The sequence below is a fragment of the Streptomyces sp. Y309 genome (assembly GCF_056712025.1).
This window is the reverse complement of the sequence record NZ_CM160048.1, coordinates 5,717,343-5,731,568: the sequence shown is the minus strand read 5'-3', so window position 1 is coordinate 5,731,568 and position 14,226 is coordinate 5,717,343. Positions and strand designations below refer to the sequence as shown.

The 14,226-nt window shown below is 71.6% G+C and carries 13 protein-coding genes; 9 read left to right on the top strand and 4 right to left on the bottom strand.

Annotated elements, in window-relative coordinates; all coding sequences use genetic code 11:
- The first annotated feature begins 404 nt into the window (after positions 1-404).
- The gene (locus AC0KTA_RS23415; RefSeq protein WP_481050182.1) at positions 405-719 is read left to right on the top strand and encodes a hypothetical protein; all 315 of its coding nucleotides are present in this window, start codon (positions 405-407) and stop codon (positions 717-719) included.
- Between the two features lie 155 nt (positions 720-874).
- Here the strand turns inward: AC0KTA_RS23415 and AC0KTA_RS23410 are convergent, their stop codons facing one another.
- Positions 875-1,516 (bottom strand): RDD family protein, encoded by a 642-nt coding sequence (locus AC0KTA_RS23410; protein ID WP_481050181.1) that lies wholly within the window; start codon positions 1,514-1,516, stop codon positions 875-877.
- Between the two features lie 272 nt (positions 1,517-1,788).
- Positions 1,789-3,597, bottom strand: a complete 1,809-nt coding sequence (locus AC0KTA_RS23405) for an RDD family protein (protein ID WP_481050180.1) — start codon at positions 3,595-3,597, stop codon at positions 1,789-1,791.
- A gap of 303 nt (positions 3,598-3,900) precedes the next feature.
- On the opposite strand from AC0KTA_RS23405, the gene AC0KTA_RS23400 reads away from it, so the two are divergent.
- Complete coding sequence (locus AC0KTA_RS23400; protein ID WP_481050179.1) at positions 3,901-4,380, top strand: SsgA family sporulation/cell division regulator; 480 nt, start codon at positions 3,901-3,903, stop codon at positions 4,378-4,380.
- Between the two features lie 19 nt (positions 4,381-4,399).
- On the opposite strand, the gene AC0KTA_RS23395 is transcribed toward AC0KTA_RS23400, so the two are convergent.
- The gene (locus AC0KTA_RS23395) at positions 4,400-5,809 is read right to left on the bottom strand and encodes an FAD-binding oxidoreductase (protein WP_481050178.1); all 1,410 of its coding nucleotides are present in this window, start codon (positions 5,807-5,809) and stop codon (positions 4,400-4,402) included.
- 97 nt (positions 5,810-5,906) lie between these two features.
- On the opposite strand from AC0KTA_RS23395, the gene AC0KTA_RS23390 reads away from it, so the two are divergent.
- Positions 5,907-7,538, top strand: a complete 1,632-nt coding sequence (locus tag AC0KTA_RS23390) for a tetratricopeptide repeat protein (protein ID WP_481050177.1) — start codon at positions 5,907-5,909, stop codon at positions 7,536-7,538.
- 304 nt (positions 7,539-7,842) lie between these two features.
- Here AC0KTA_RS23390 and hppD read toward each other — a convergent pair whose 3' ends face one another.
- Positions 7,843-8,988, bottom strand: a complete 1,146-nt coding sequence (gene hppD / locus AC0KTA_RS23385; protein ID WP_481050176.1) for a 4-hydroxyphenylpyruvate dioxygenase — start codon at positions 8,986-8,988, stop codon at positions 7,843-7,845.
- 121 nt (positions 8,989-9,109) lie between these two features.
- On the opposite strand from hppD, the gene AC0KTA_RS23380 reads away from it, so the two are divergent.
- The 6 genes from AC0KTA_RS23380 to AC0KTA_RS23355 all read left to right on the top strand — a co-directional run bounded on the left by AC0KTA_RS23380 (position 9,110) and on the right by AC0KTA_RS23355 (position 14,187).
- The gene (locus AC0KTA_RS23380; RefSeq protein WP_481050175.1) at positions 9,110-9,589 is read left to right on the top strand and encodes an Lrp/AsnC family transcriptional regulator; all 480 of its coding nucleotides are present in this window, start codon (positions 9,110-9,112) and stop codon (positions 9,587-9,589) included.
- A gap of 47 nt (positions 9,590-9,636) precedes the next feature.
- Entirely contained in the window at positions 9,637-10,284 is a 648-nt protein-coding gene (locus AC0KTA_RS23375) for an ABC transporter permease (protein ID WP_481050174.1), read from the top strand.
- 88 nt (positions 10,285-10,372) lie between these two features.
- The gene (locus tag AC0KTA_RS23370) at positions 10,373-11,581 is read left to right on the top strand and encodes a betaine/proline/choline family ABC transporter ATP-binding protein (protein WP_481056533.1); all 1,209 of its coding nucleotides are present in this window, start codon (positions 10,373-10,375) and stop codon (positions 11,579-11,581) included.
- A gap of 92 nt (positions 11,582-11,673) precedes the next feature.
- On the top strand, positions 11,674-12,480 hold the full coding sequence (locus AC0KTA_RS23365) for an ABC transporter permease (protein WP_481056532.1): 807 nt from the start codon (positions 11,674-11,676) through the stop codon (positions 12,478-12,480).
- Entirely contained in the window at positions 12,477-13,469 is a 993-nt protein-coding gene (locus AC0KTA_RS23360) for a glycine betaine ABC transporter substrate-binding protein (protein WP_481050173.1), read from the top strand. The genes AC0KTA_RS23365 and AC0KTA_RS23360 overlap by 4 nt, the downstream gene beginning before the upstream one ends.
- 106 nt (positions 13,470-13,575) lie before the next feature.
- Positions 13,576-14,187: an ArsR/SmtB family transcription factor gene (locus AC0KTA_RS23355; RefSeq protein WP_481050172.1), complete on the top strand. Its 612-nt coding sequence runs from the start codon at positions 13,576-13,578 to the stop codon at positions 14,185-14,187.
- Positions 14,188-14,226: the final 39 nt, after the last annotated feature.

Genomic DNA, 14,226 nt, shown 5'->3' with positions numbered 1-14,226 from the left:
GTCATGCGGACGCGACCACTATGGCGACAGCGGCGCGCACGGGTCGCCCAGTGTCTCCTCAACAGGCGCGCCGCACCGTCCACTTGGCGGGATGCATGAATCTATGCGCCCCCCGTGCACCGGCACCGTGGGTTAGGTCACGCTTACCGCACGTTCCCGTCGGGCATGCAGGCGAATAGAGTCATTTCGACGGTGCGCACGGGTACTCGGCGAAGCTTCCAAGTCGCCACCTTTGAGCACCCTTTGATTCGTATACGTCCATATCGTCTTGCGTGTCTCGATCGTCTCGAGCCTCTCGATCGTCCTGAGCGTCTCGACCGCCCTGTCGTCCTGCTTCTTCCTCGACTCGACTCGACTCCCCCGCATCCGCTGTCCCGAGGACGGATCACGCCATGCCTCGCCCCATGCCTCGTCCGACCGCCGCACAGCTCGCCTACGGTTCCGTGACCGTCATCTGTTCCGCGCTCGCCATGCTGCTGCTCTCCCAGGCGAGTTCGGTGCCCGGAATCGCGATCATCGTGTTCGCCTCGCTCGGGCTCGGCCTGCTCGTGGCGTTGACGGTTCCGCTGCCCCAACCTGCCCCGGAGCCGGCCGGTGCCGTGACGGCCGTGCCCGCCGCCGCTCCCCTGGAGGAGCGGATTCCGGTGCCGCGCACGGTGATCACCCCCGAGTCCGCCCCCAAGGCCGCGCAGCCCGTACGCGAACCAGCGGGTCCGTGACGCCCCACGTGCCTCGCACGTGACGCCCACGAACCCGCCGCGGGTACCGCCCGGCGCCGCCGCAGCGCCGGGCCTTCGCCATGTCCGCGTGTGCCGCGCCTGTCGCGCGGCTCGCGTGTGCCGCGATGCTCGCCTGTGCGCGGCTCGCGTCGGCCTCAACTCACGCTGACCACCACGGTCTTGGCCGCCTTGTCGTGCAGGCCCTGCTTGTAGGGCTTGTCGAAGAAGCTCCAGCCACCGCTGATCGCGGTCCAGATGCAGGCGCAGCAGAACGCGAACGGCAGCCACAGGACCGCGGAGCGCACGAGCGCCGTCTGCAGGGTCGGGGTGGCGCCGTCGTTCAGATTCGCCACCCGCATCCCCATCCACTTCTTGCCCAGCGTCTGGCCCGTCTTGGAGATCAGGTAGCTGTCGTACGCCATGTAGAGCACGGCGGCGAGCAGCGACTGGCCGAACGACTTGCCCGTCTCGACCTTGTCCGGGTCCAGGTCGTACTCGTTCGTCTGGAACAGCAGGGACAGCAGCCAGACGACCACGCCGACCAGGAGCATGTCGATGATGCGGGCGAGGACGCGTTTGCCGCTGTCCGCCAGTGGGGGCATGCCCGCGAGGGGGTCCTGGCCCCCGGGTCCGCCCCCGTAGGGGTCGCCTCCGTACGGCGGTGGGGGGCCGCCGCTGCCCGGCGGGGGTGTGTCGTAGGGGGAGCCGCCGCTGCCCGGCGGGGGCGGCTGCTTCTTGAAGGGGTCGTTGTCGTCGGGGTCCGGGGGGCCGGGGTGTTGCGGCGGTTCGGTGCTCATGGGGTGAGTGCACCTCGAAGCGGGGGCGAGCGCGAGTGGCGGGCGGCTGTCCGGGTTACCCGGCTGGGAGCTCCCCAATCCCGCCCCTTCCCGTAACCAGGGGGCTTCGCCCCCTGGACCCCCGTATCGCCGCTCCGCGGCTCGTCCTCAAACGCCGGACGGGCTAGAAGGGGGCGGGCGGCTTGGCTGATGTGCCGACTACGTCCCGGTAGGGCAAGTAAGGGCGGGTGGGTGGGAAAGGGGGGTCTGGGGGGGCGGAGCCCCCCAGGGGGTCAGCCCGCCACGAACGTGTTGGCTGCCTTGTCGTGCCAGCACTGGCGCCACGGGCGATCGAAGACGCACCAGAGGACGCCGACGACACCGACCAGCAGCACACCCGGCACGCTGTAGACGAGCCACCGCCGCAGCGCGGCCCCGAACGACGGCGCCCCGTGCTCCTCGATGTCCCGCACCTCGACCCCGCACACCTTCTTGCCGAGGGTCCGCCCCCACTTCGCGGTGGGCAACGCCTCGTACAGGACGCCGAAGAGCAGCAGCACGCCGAGCACGATGCCCAGATAGCCCGCCGTCGTGCCGTCGAGCAGCCACACCGTGACCTTCTCGCCCGACAGCTTCGCCGCGTCGATCTTGCTGTCGATGTGGTCCGCGGCCCGCGTGCCGAGCGGCAGCGCCGCCCCCGCGGTGACCGCGGCCAGCACGACCGTGTCGATGAGCCGCGCCGCGAACCGCCTGCCGAGCCCGGCGGGCCGCGCCGAAGCCTGTGCCTGTGCCGCCGCCGCGAAGGGGTCCGTGGCCACCGGCTTCCACGGCAGTACGGGTCCCTCGCCGCCCGGCGCCAACTGCCCCTGCGGGGACGCTCCCTGCGCGGGCGACTGCGCGAGCTGGTGCACCTGCTGGGCCCACGACGCCGACCCGCCCCCGGGCCCCGACGTCACCGGCGAGCCGGCCCCGCCCGGAGCACCGGCCTGCGGCGGCCCCGCCTGCGAGGGCACGGCCTGCGGAGGAGCGGTCTGGGGAGGAGCGGCCGGGGCAGGGGCGGACTGGGCAGGGGCGGACTGCTGGAATCCCGCCTGCGGGGGCACCGCGCCCTGCGCCCCGCCCTGCTGCTGCGGCACCCCCGGCGCCTGCGCGGCGGGGGAAGTGGTCGCGGGCGGGGCCGACTTGGGGCGCAGGGCGCGGATCGCCATCGTCCCCTCCGTGCCGCCGTCCGCGTCCGGCGTCGCAGCCCCGGCCGGCTTCACCGGCCCCGTCGGCCGCCGGAAGGTCACCGTGCCCTCGCCCGGGACGGGCTTCGGCACACCGGTTCCCGCGGCGGGCTTCGGCCCACCGGTTCCCGCGGCGGGATTCGGCCCACCGGCACCCGTGGCGGGACCAGGCACACCGGCGCCCGTAGCAGGCTTTGGCGCCCCGGGCTTGGCCGCCCGGAACGTCGCCGTGCCCGGTCCGTCGCCCTCGGCCGGGCCCGGCCGGTCGGCGGGCGCCGGAGCCTGCGCCTGCTGCCCCGGCTCCTGCCGCGCACCGGGCTGTCCCTGCGCGGGCACGCGCCGCGCGCCGCCCTCGGCCGCGCTCCCGGCGGCGGCCTCCGAGGTCGCCACCGCGCCGGGCGCCGCCCCGTCACCGGGCACCCGCGGATCCCGCTGCCCGGGCGCACCCCACGACACCCGCTGATCCTGCTCGCCGCCGAGGCCGGTCTGCCGGGCCGCGTCCGCCTGCCAGGCCGACGCGGGCTCGGGCCTGGCCCCGTGCTGTCCGGCCCCCGATTCGCCCGTACCGGCGACGGCGTCCACGTCCGCGGCGGGGGTGGCCTCGGTGTCGGGGCCGGTCTGCGTCACCCCGCCCGGCTCCTCGTCGAAGAACACCGGTCCGGTCTCCTCGGCCGCCGCGGGCGCCGCCGACGGGGCGGGCGCGGCCGCCGAGCGCGGCGGCGCGGGCAGCGGTTCACCGTCGGACGGCGCCGGACGGCTCGTGCCCGGCACCCAGGCCGCACCGTTCCAGTACCGGACATATCCCGGAATGGACGGATCGGGGTAATAGCCTTCGCGGGGCCTGTCGTCGCCGGGGGCCGGGGTTGGGGCGCTCATGTCCGTCGTCCCGTATCTGCTCGGGGGTCGTGTGAAGGCTCCACATCTATCAGACCCGCGCGACCCGCTGGGCGGCTCCCGCAGCACCGCCCCCTTCCGTGCACGGTTCCTCCCCGCCTCCCGAAGACTCCCGAAGACTCCCGGGGAAGTTTCCGGGCCCTCCCCGAAAAAAAGTTTCCCGAACTCGCGTAATGCCGGGCCGCCCACGCGCTCTGACTCTCTGCGGGCCTGTTCCAAGGCCCCGTACACAGACCTGCTCACCGGGTCCGTGCACGCAAGCGCGAGAAAGGAAGCACGAGCGACATGCACACCGTGGTGGAACGCGAGTTGGAGCTCAAACTCGTCCTCTCGCCGGAACGGGCGATCCCCGTCCCGGCCCGGCTCACCTACCGCACCGACGATCCGTACGCCGTCCACATCGCCTTTCACATCGGGTCCGAGCACCCCGTGAACTGGACGTTCGCCCGCGAGCTCCTGGTGGAGGGGGTGTTCAGGCCGTGCGGCCACGGCGACGTACGGGTGTGGCCGACGAAGGTGGACGGCCGGTCCGTCGTCCTGATGGCGCTCAGCTCGCCCGACGGCGACGCCCTCCTGGAGGCGCCGGCGCCCGCCGTGTCCGCCTGGCTGGAGCGCACCCTGCGGGTGGTCCCTCCGGGCTCTGAGGCCGAGCAGCTCGGCATCGACGACGGCCTGGCCGAGCTGCTCGCCCCCACCACTGGCCGCGCGGACGAGCTGTGGCTGCGCGACCCGTGGCCCTCCGACGAATCCAAGGACGGTGAGTGAGCGCTGACGACACGGGGGATCAGAAGAGCTTTCCAGGGTTGAGGAGGTGGTGCGGGTCGAAGGCCGTCTTGACGGCACGCTGCATCTCCACGCCCACCGGCCCGAGCTCGCGCGCCAGCCACTCCTTCTTCAGGACGCCGACGCCGTGTTCGCCGGTGATGGTGCCGCCGAGTTCGAGGCCGAGGGCCATGATCTCGTCGAAGGACTCGCGGGCGCGCCGTGATTCGTCGGGGTCTGCCGCGTCGAAGCAGACAGTGGGGTGGGTATTGCCGTCGCCCGCGTGCGCGCAGACCCCGATGGTCAGGCCGTACTTGTCGGCGATGCGCTCGACGCCTTCGAGCATGTCGCCGAGGCGGGAGCGGGGTACGCACACGTCGTCGATCATCGTCGTGCCCTTCACCGCTTCGAGGGCGGTGAGCGACAACCGCCGTGCCTGGAGCAGCAGTTCGGACTCGGCCGCGTCCTCCGCCGGGACGACCTGGGTCGCGCCCGCGGCCTCGCACAGGGCGCCGACGGCGGCGAGGTCGGCGGCCGGGTCCGGGGTGTCGAAGGCGGCGAGGAGCAGGGACTCGGTGGTCTCCGGCAGGCCCATGTGGGCCATGGCGTTGACGGCGCGGATCGTCGTACGGTCCATCAGTTCCAGGAGGGACGGCACGTGGCCTCCCTCCATGATCTGGCACACGGCGTCGCAGGCCGCGGCCGCCGAGCCGAACTCGGCTGCCAGGACAAGCTGTTGGGGCGGCTGCGGCTTCAGCGCGAGGATCGCGCGGACGACGATGCCGAGGCTGCCCTCCGAGCCGACGAACAGGCGGGTCAGGTCGTATCCGGCGACACCCTTGGCCGTGCGCCGTCCGGTGCTCATCAGCCGCCCGTCGGCGAGGACGACGTCGAGGCCGAGGACGTACTCCGCCGTCACCCCGTACTTCACACAGCACAGGCCGCCGGAGGCCGTGCCGATGTTGCCGCCGATGGTGCACGTCTCCCAACTGGAGGGATCCGGCGGGTAGTAGAGGCCGTGCTCGCCGACCGCGCGCGAGAGCGCGGCGTTGACGACGCCGGGCTCGACGACGGCGATCCGGTCGACGGGACTGATCTCCAGGATGCGGTCCATCTTGACGAGGGACAGCACGATGCAGCCGTCGCTCGCGTTCGCCGCGCCGGACAGGCCCGTGCGGGCGCCCTGCGGGACGACGGGGACGCGCAGCTCGGTGGCCGTGCGCATCACGTGCTGGACCTGCTCGACGGTGCGCGGGAGCACCACGACGGCGGGGACACCGGCCGCGCAGAAGCTCGCCATGTCGTTCGCGTACGAGGCCGTGATGTCCGGGTCGGTGAGGAGGGCGTCGGCGGGGAGGCCCGCGCGGAGGCGGTCGATCAGGCCGGGTTCTGCGGCGGGGGTGTCCGGCGTGCTGTGCGTGCCACTGCTCATGATCACAGCCTCGCACTCGGGGCCATCGGTGTGAACCCGTGTGCGACGCCGTTCGCGTGCCGGGACCCACTCTTCGTATTGACGCACAGTGAGCGCCATGGAGACCGAGGAGAACCCGCAGGCCGCAGCCGCCGCACCGCCCCCGCCGCACGCGTCGGTCCGGCCTGCCGTGCAGAGCTCGGACGGCCGGATCCCGCGGCACTCACGGACCTCGCTGGGCGGGCCCGGGCGGCGCGGCTTCCCCGGCCGGCGCCGTTCCCTGGGACCGCGCCGCTCCCCCGTCGTGCGGCGCGCGCTGATCGCCGTCGTCGCGGGATGTGCCGTGCTCGCCGGGGCGCTCGTGCTGCTGCCGGGCCGGGGCGGGGACTCCGCGCCGCCCGCGCTCGGGCCCGCCGGGCGGGCGATGGCCGCGGTGGGGACGGGGGCGCCGGCCGCGCTGCCCGATCTGGCGGCGCTCATCGGCGAGCGCGAGGCCCAGCTGCGGAAGCACCCCCAGGACGACGAGTCGTGGGCGGTGCTCGGCTCCGCGTACGTCGAGCGGGGCCGGCGGACGGCCGACTCCGCGTACTACCCGAAGGCCGAGCAGGCGCTGCGTACGTCCCTGAAGGCGCGGCCCGACGGGAACGTGCCCGCGCTCACCGGGCTGGCCGCCCTCGGCAACGCGCGGCACGACTTCCGAGCCGCGAAGAAGTGGGGTGAGCAGGCGGTGCGGCTCGCGCCGCGGCGGTGGTCGGCGCACGCGGCCCTGCTCGACGCCTATCGGGGGCTCGGGGACGAGAAGGGGGTCGCGCGGGCGCTGGAGAAGGTGCGCAAGCTGCGGTCGGGGGCGGCGGTGCGGGTGCGGGCCGGGACGGTCTTCCGGGACCGGGGCTGGCGCGAGGACGCGGCGGCGGCGCTCGCGGACGCGGCCGCGCTCGCGAAGAGTCCGGCGGAGCGGGCGGCGTGCCTGTACCGGGTCGGGGAGCTGGCCTGGGAGCGGGGGGAGCCCGGGGAGGCGCTGCGCTACTTCGACGCGGCGCTCGCGGCCGACCCCGACCATCACCCCTCGCTCGCGTCGAAGGGCCGCTCGCTGGTCGCGCTCGGCCGCACCTCGGACGCGCTGCGCGCCTACCAGGGCGCGCTCTCCCGGCAGCCCGCGCCCGAATACGCCCTGGAACTGGGTGAGTTGTACGAGTCACTGGGGCTGCGGCCGGCCGCGCGGGCGCAGTACGACCTGCTGCGGGCGCGGGTGAAGCAGGCCGGGCTCGGCGGGGTGAACGACGAGCGGGTGCTCGGTGTGTTCGAGGCGGATCACGGGGATCCGGAGGCGGCCGTGCGGCGGCTGACCGCGGAGTTCAAGCGGCACGGGAGTCCGGAGAACGCGGATGCGCTGGGGTGGGCGTTGCATCGGGCCGGGGAGTCGAAGGCGGGGCTGAAGCAGGTGGAGGCGGCGGTGAAGAAGGGGCCGCGGAGCGCGCTCTTCTTCTACCACCGGGGGGAGATCGAGCGGGAGCTCGGGCGGTACGGGGCTGCGCGGCGGCATCTGGACGAGGCCCTCCGGATCAACCCCTACTTCTCCCCGCTGGGCGCGCCCGCCGCCCGGGACGCCCTGGATGCCTTGGGCGAACCCCCGGAGGGCGGGCCCGCGGAGGTGTACGCGCCGTACCCCATCCCCGAGAGCGAACGCACCCCCACGCGCCCGAAGCCGAAGCCCCGAAAGCCGTCCCCTCGCCCCACGCAGTCCGCCTGATCCCTCACATCAGGGCCACGTCGGCCTGGGCTGTGCCCACCCGTGCCGCCCTGCGGCACGATTGCCCACAGCGGGGACGGCGGATTCCGGGGGCGCCCGCCCCCGCTCGCCCTACCTACCCACCCGCCCCAGCGACGCCGGACGGCCGTTCGTGGCACCGGTGGCACGGACCCGCCCGCACGGGCAGGCCGCGTGGCGCCGGTGCCAGCCCGAAGCGGACTGTGCGGGGTGAACGGGTGGGAGGGTGGGAAAGCTTCCGCCGCGCAGCGGCGGGCCAGGGTGGGACCCCAGCCCACCAACAGCCCTAGAGGTTGCCGCGCTTCTCCTGCTCGCGCTCGATCGCTTCGAAGAGCGCCTTGAAGTTGCCCTTGCCGAAGCCCATGGAGCCGTGGCGTTCGATCATCTCGAAGAAGACGGTCGGCCGGTCCTGGACCGGCTTGGTGAAGATCTGCAGCAGGTACCCGTCCTCGTCCCGGTCGACGAGAATCTTCAGCTCGCGCAGGGTCTCCACGGGAACCCGCGTCTCACCGGCCCACTCGCCGAGGGTGTCGTAGTAGGAGTCGGGGGTGTCGAGGAACTGGACGCCGCCCGCGCGCATCGTGCGTACGGTCTCCACGATGTCGTTCGTGGCGAGCGCGATGTGCTGGACGCCGGCCCCGCCGTAGAACTCCAGGTACTCGTCGATCTGGGACTTCTTCTTCGCGATGGCGGGCTCGTTGATCGGGAACTTGACCTTGAGCGTGCCGTCGGCCACGACCTTGGACATCAGCGCCGAGTACTCGGTGGCGATGTCGTCGCCCACGAACTCCTTCATGTTCGTGAAGCCCATGACCTTGTTGTAGAAGCCGACCCACTCGTTCATCCTGCCGAGCTCGACGTTGCCCACGCAGTGGTCGATGGCCTGGAAGGTGCGCTTGGCGGGCGGCTCGACGATCGGGTTCGCGGCGACGAAGCCGGGCAGGTAGGGCCCGGTGTACCCGGAGCGCTCGACCAGCGTGTGCCGGGTCTTGCCGTACGTGGCGATCGCGGCGAGCACGACGGTGCCGTGCTCGTCCTTCACCTCGTACGGCTCGTCGATCCCGCGCGCCCCGTGCTCGACGGCGTACGCGTACGCGGCGCGCGCGTCCGGCACCTCGATGGCGAGGTCGACGACGCCGTCACCGTGCGCGGCGACGTGCTCCTCGAGGAAGCGGCCCCAGTCGGTCGACGCCTTGATGACCGACGTGAAGACGAAGCGCGCGCCGCCGTTCGTCAGCACATAGCTCGCGGTCTCGCGGCTGCCGTTCTCCGGTCCGGAGTAGGCGGCGAGCTTCATGCCGAACGCCGTGGAGTAGTAGTGCGCGGCCTGCTTGGCGTTGCCCACGGCGAAGACGACCGCGTCCATTCCCTTCACCGGGAAGGGGTCGGCCTCGCGCGCGGTTTCGGGGGTGGTGTGTGTGGTCTGAGTCATAGTTCGAGGCTCTCGCCGAACCACAAGATGCGCAATAGTTCACCTATTTGCTGGGCAATCTGCATAGCGTCCTGCCCATAGCGGCGGGCGTTCTGTACACGATGCGCACTACGGAGGCGGCATGGCGATCGATCATCTGGACGGCAGGCTCATCGTGCTGCTCGCGCGCGAGCCGCGGATCGGCGTCCTGGAGGCGTCCCGGCGCCTGGGCGTCGCGCGCGGCACGGTGCAGGCCCGGATGGACCGGCTTCAGTCGAACGGAGTCATCCGCGGCTTCGGCCCGGACGTCGACCCGGCCGCGCTCGGCTATCCGGTGACGGCGTTCGCGACGTTGGAGATCAAACAGGGGCAGGGCGCCGATGTACGGGCCCATTTGGCGAGCGTGGCCGAGGTGCTCGAGCTGCACACCATCACCGGTCACGGCGACATGCTCTGCCGTCTGGTGGCCCGCTCCAACGCCGATCTTCAACGTGTGATCGACCGGGTGGTGGGTTTTGATGGCATCGTCCGGGCCTCCACGGCGATCGTCATGGAGAACGCCGTTCCGCTGCGGATCATCCCGCTGGTGGAACAGGCGTCCGGCGACGCGGGGCGTGGGTAGGACCTAGGACTACCGTCCCAACGCTTTCGGCGAGGTGAACGGCACAGATGAACTTCTGGGACTACCTCGGCAGCCGCCATCAGCAGTTGCTGACGGACGCCTACCAGCACGCGAGCGCCGTCTTCCAGTGCATGGTGGTGGCCACGGCCATCGGGGTGCTGATCGGCGTCCTGACCTACCGCAGTGAGTGGGCGGGCAACCTGGCCACCACCCTGACCTCCACGATCCTCACCATTCCGTCGCTGGCCATGATCGGTCTGCTGATCCCCGTCGTCGGCCTCGGTGTCGCCCCGACGGTGACCGCGCTGACCCTCTACGGCCTCCTTCCGATCGTGCGCAACTCGATCGTCGGCCTGCGCGGGGTCGACCCGACGCTGGTGGACGCCGCGAAGGGCATCGGGATGTCGCGGGTGCACCGCCTCGTACGGATCGAGCTGCCGCTCGCGTGGCCGCCGATCCTGACCGGCATCCGGGTGTCCACGCAGATGCTGATGGGCATCGCCGCGATCGCCGCCTACGCCTCCGGGCCCGGCCTCGGCAACGAGATCTTCCGCGGCATCGCGTCCCTCGGCAGCAAGAACGCGCTCAACCAAGTGCTCGCGGGCACGCTGGGGATCATCGTCCTGGCGCTGCTCTTCGACGCCGCGTACGTCCTGATCGGTCGGCTGACGATTCCGAGGGGTATCCGTGTCTGAGACGTCCGAGACGAGAGAGACGAGTACGAGCACCGCCACCGCCGCTCCGCAGGAGGCGCCGGGCCCGCGGGCCACCACCGGCGCGACGATCGAGCTGGAGAACCTCACCAAGCGCTATCCGGGCAGCAGCGACCCGGCCGTGGACAACGTGAACATGGAGATCAAGGCGGGCGAGCTCGTCATCTTCGTGGGCCCCTCGGGCTGCGGGAAGTCCACGCTGCTGAAGATGATCAACCGCCTGATCGAGCCGACCAGCGGACGCATCCGCATCAACGGCGAGGACGTGACGGACATCGACCCGGTGCGGCTGCGCCGCAAGGTCGGCTATGCCATCCAGGCCTCCGGGCTCTTCCCGCACATGACGGTCGCTCAGAACATCGCCCTCGTACCGAAGATGACCGGCTGGGGGAAGCAGAAGGTGAAGTCGCGGGTGGAGGAGATGCTCGACCTGGTCGGCCTCGACCCGGCCGAGTTCCACGGCCGCTATCCCCGCCAGCTCTCCGGCGGCCAGCAGCAACGCGTGGGCGTGGCACGGGCGTTGGCCGCCGACCCGCCCGTCCTCCTCATGGACGAGCCGTTCGGCGCGGTCGACCCGATCACCCGCGACCACCTCCAGGACGAGCTGATCCGACTCCAGCACGAGCTGCACAAGACGATCGTCTTCGTCACGCACGACTTCGACGAGGCCATCAAGCTGGGCGACCGCATCGCCGTGCTGCGCGAGCGCTCGCACATCGCCCAGTTCGACACCCCGGAAGCCATTCTCACCAACCCGGCCGATGACTTCGTGTCGGGTTTCGTGGGCGCGGGGGCGGCCCTGAAGCGGCTGAACCTGACGCGCGTACGCGACGTGGAGATGGCGGACGTACCGACCGTGACCGTCGACGACCCGCTCCAGACGATCTTCGACAAGCTGCGCGCGAGCGGCACCAACGAGCTGCTCCTGCTCGACAAGCGGCGCCGCCCCTACAAGTGGCTGCGCCGCGGCGACCTGATGCGCGCCAAGGGCTCCCTGGCCCGCGCGGGCACGCTCGTGCACGACACGGTGACCCGCGACGCGACGCTGCGGGACGCCTTGGAGGCCGTCCTCACCGACAACGCCGGAAGGGTCGCCGTCACCGGCCGGCGGGGTGAGTACACGGGCGTCGTCGACATGGAGACCCTGATGAACTCCGTGCACGAGATGCTGGAGGCCGACCGGCTCGACGCCATGGAGCACCAGCACGAACTGGAGGAGCAGCGCGCCCAGTTGACGCACCAGGAGCAGGAGGGTCACGGAGGGGAGCCGAAGGCGTGAGTCCGACTCCCGGGGGCGAACCCCGTATCCCCGAACGCAAACCGGCGGCCAAGGCCCCCGCGCGCCCCGAGGGCGAGCACGAGGTCAAGGGCCTGGCGTTCCGCGACGAGGGCGAGGCCGAGCAGGAGGCGCCGGCGTCGCCGGTGGCGGCGCGGCAGCCGCGCCGCATCACCTGGCAGAAGCTGACGTTCCTGCCCGCGGTGCTCGCGGCCGTCCTGATCGCCACCTGGATCTGGTTCGAGCAGGCCGACCTGGACCCGCTCTCCGAGAACGCGCTGTCCAACGGGCAGGTGGGCAAGGCGCTGCGCCAGCACATCGAGCTGACGGTGATCTCGACGTTCTTCGTGCTGATCATCGCGATCCCGCTGGGCATCCTGCTCACCCGCGGTGCCTTCCGCAAGGCCGCCCCGGCGTTCATGGCCCTGGCGAACATGGGCCAGGCGACCCCGGCGATCGGCCTGCTCGCGCTGCTCGTCATCTGGATGGGCATCGGCGAGAAGGCGGCCCTGACGGGCATCATCATCTACGCCGTCCTGCCGGTCCTCTCCAACACCATCGCGGGCCTGCGCGCCAACGACCCCACTCTCCTGGAGGCCGCGCGCGGCATCGGCATGTCCCCGCTGGGCGTGCTCGCCAAGGTCGAACTCCCCCTCGCCGTCCCGCTGATCCTCGCGGGCGTGCGCACGGCCCTCGTCCTGAACGTGGGCACGGCCACGCTCGCGACCTTCGGCGGCGGCGGAGGCCTCGGCGTCCTGATCACGACGGGCATCACCAACCAGCGCATGCCGGTCCTGATGCTCGGTTCGATCCTGACGGTGGTCCTCGCCCTGCTGGTGGACTGGCTGGCCTCCCTGGCCGAGCTGGTGCTCAGTCCGCGCGGGCTGGAGGTGCGGACATGAAGCTCGTGATGCGTACGCGTCTGCGTACTCGGACGAAGGCGCTGGCTGCCGTGGGCGGGGTGCTGCTCGCGGCCGCGGGGTGCGGTCTGACCAGCGGCTCGCCGATGGTGGACGACGTCAAGCCCGGCATCGTCGGCCAGGGCAAGCCCCTGGAGGGCGCCGATCTGACCGTCACCTCGAAGGAGTTCACCGAGCAGCTCATCCTGGGCGCGATCATGGGCATCGCCTTCCAGGCGGCCGGCGCGGACGTCCTGGACCGGACGGGCATCCAGGGCTCCATCGGCGCGCGCGAGGCCGTCAAGGGCGGTGACGCGGACGCCATGTACGAGTACACGGGCACCGCGTGGATCACCTATCTGGGCAACTCCGACCCCATCCCGGACCCGCAGAAGCAGTGGGAGGCCGTGCGGAAGGCGGACGCGGGGAACGGCGTCTCGTGGCTGCCGCCCGCCTCCCTGAACAACACCTACGCCCTCGCGATGAACGAGTCCAACTTCAAGAAGTACGGCACGAAGACCCTGTCCGACGTCGCCGCACTGGCGAAGTCCGACCCGAAGGCGGTCACACTGTGCGTGGAGGGCGAGTTCGCCAACCGCGCCGACGGCCTGCCCGGCATGCAGAAGACGTACGGCATGAAGCTGCCGACCGGGAACATCACGCAGATGGACACCGGGATCATCTACACCCAGGCCCGCAAGGGCAGTTGCACCTTCGGCGAGGTCTTCACGACCGACGGCCGCATCAAGGCGATGAACCTGACGCCGATGGCCGACGACAGGCACTTCTTCCCCAACTACAACGCCGCCCCCGAGATCAACAGCAAGACCCTGAAGAAGCACCCGGAGATCGCGGAGGTCCTCGCGCCCATCACCAAGAAGCTCAACAACAAGGTGGCGCAGGAGCTGAACGCGAAGGTGGACGTCGACGGCCAGGATCCGCACAGCGTGGCCCTGGACTGGATGGTGGAGGAGGGGTTCGTGGAGGAGTAGCCGCCGGGCGGCCCGGTTCCGGCTTCTCCGCCTCCCACTCGCATGCAAAGGCTCCGTTGCAAAGAAACCGTTGCAACGGAGTCTTTGCATGCGTACGCTGTGGGGCATGACGGATGAGTCGCGGTCGCCCGAGCAGGCGGCGTCAGCCCGGAAGGTCCTTCACCTCGACCCGCGCTCGCTGCGCGGGCTCGCGCATCCGCTGCGGATGCGGATCCTCAGGTCGCTGCGTCTGGACGGCCCCGCGACGGCCTCCCAACTCGCCCAGCGCCTGGACGAGTCGAGCGGCGCGACGAGCTATCACCTGCGCCAGCTCGCGGAGTACGGCTTCGTCGAGGACGCCCCCGAGCGCGGCAAGGGCCGCGAGCGGTGGTGGCGGGCCACCTATGACGGCACGCACCTGGACAACGACCTCGCCAAGGACGCGGACCCCACGGTGCGGGGCGCCTACAGCACGTTCATGCACGAGCACACGGCGAACCACGCCGAAGAGGTCTCCACCTGGCTCGCCACCGGGCAGGACTGGTCGCCCGACTGGATCGAGAGCGCCGACATCAGCGACTTCACGCTGCACCTGACGCCCGGCCGCGCCGCGGAACTCAAGGCGAAGATGCACGAACTCATCGAGGAATACCGGGCGTTGGCGCCGGAGGAGGGCGTCCCGGACGCCGCCAAGGTCCGCGTGCACACGCACTTGATCCCGACCCGGCCCACGGACTGACCGGCCCACACCGAGGACGGGCCGACCCGGCCCACGGAC

What these genes read in the sequence shown, in the direction of transcription:
- AC0KTA_RS23415 (WP_481050182.1), top strand. Translation starts at nt 405, where the DNA reads ATGCCTCGTCCGACCGCCGCACAGCTCGCCTACGGTTCCGTGACCGTC.
- AC0KTA_RS23410 (WP_481050181.1), bottom strand. Translation starts at nt 1,516, where the DNA reads ATGAGCACCGAACCGCCGCAACACCCCGGCCCCCCGGACCCCGACGAC.
- AC0KTA_RS23405 (WP_481050180.1), bottom strand. Translation starts at nt 3,597, where the DNA reads ATGAGCGCCCCAACCCCGGCCCCCGGCGACGACAGGCCCCGCGAAGGC.
- AC0KTA_RS23400 (WP_481050179.1), top strand. Translation starts at nt 3,901, where the DNA reads ATGCACACCGTGGTGGAACGCGAGTTGGAGCTCAAACTCGTCCTCTCG.
- AC0KTA_RS23395 (WP_481050178.1), bottom strand. Translation starts at nt 5,809, where the DNA reads ATGAGCAGTGGCACGCACAGCACGCCGGACACCCCCGCCGCAGAACCC.
- AC0KTA_RS23390 (WP_481050177.1), top strand. Translation starts at nt 5,907, where the DNA reads ATGGAGACCGAGGAGAACCCGCAGGCCGCAGCCGCCGCACCGCCCCCG.
- hppD (WP_481050176.1), bottom strand. Translation starts at nt 8,988, where the DNA reads ATGACTCAGACCACACACACCACCCCCGAAACCGCGCGCGAGGCCGAC.
- AC0KTA_RS23380 (WP_481050175.1), top strand. Translation starts at nt 9,110, where the DNA reads ATGGCGATCGATCATCTGGACGGCAGGCTCATCGTGCTGCTCGCGCGC.
- AC0KTA_RS23375 (WP_481050174.1), top strand. Translation starts at nt 9,637, where the DNA reads ATGAACTTCTGGGACTACCTCGGCAGCCGCCATCAGCAGTTGCTGACG.
- AC0KTA_RS23360 (WP_481050173.1), top strand. Translation starts at nt 12,477, where the DNA reads ATGAAGCTCGTGATGCGTACGCGTCTGCGTACTCGGACGAAGGCGCTG.
- AC0KTA_RS23355 (WP_481050172.1), top strand. Translation starts at nt 13,576, where the DNA reads ATGACGGATGAGTCGCGGTCGCCCGAGCAGGCGGCGTCAGCCCGGAAG.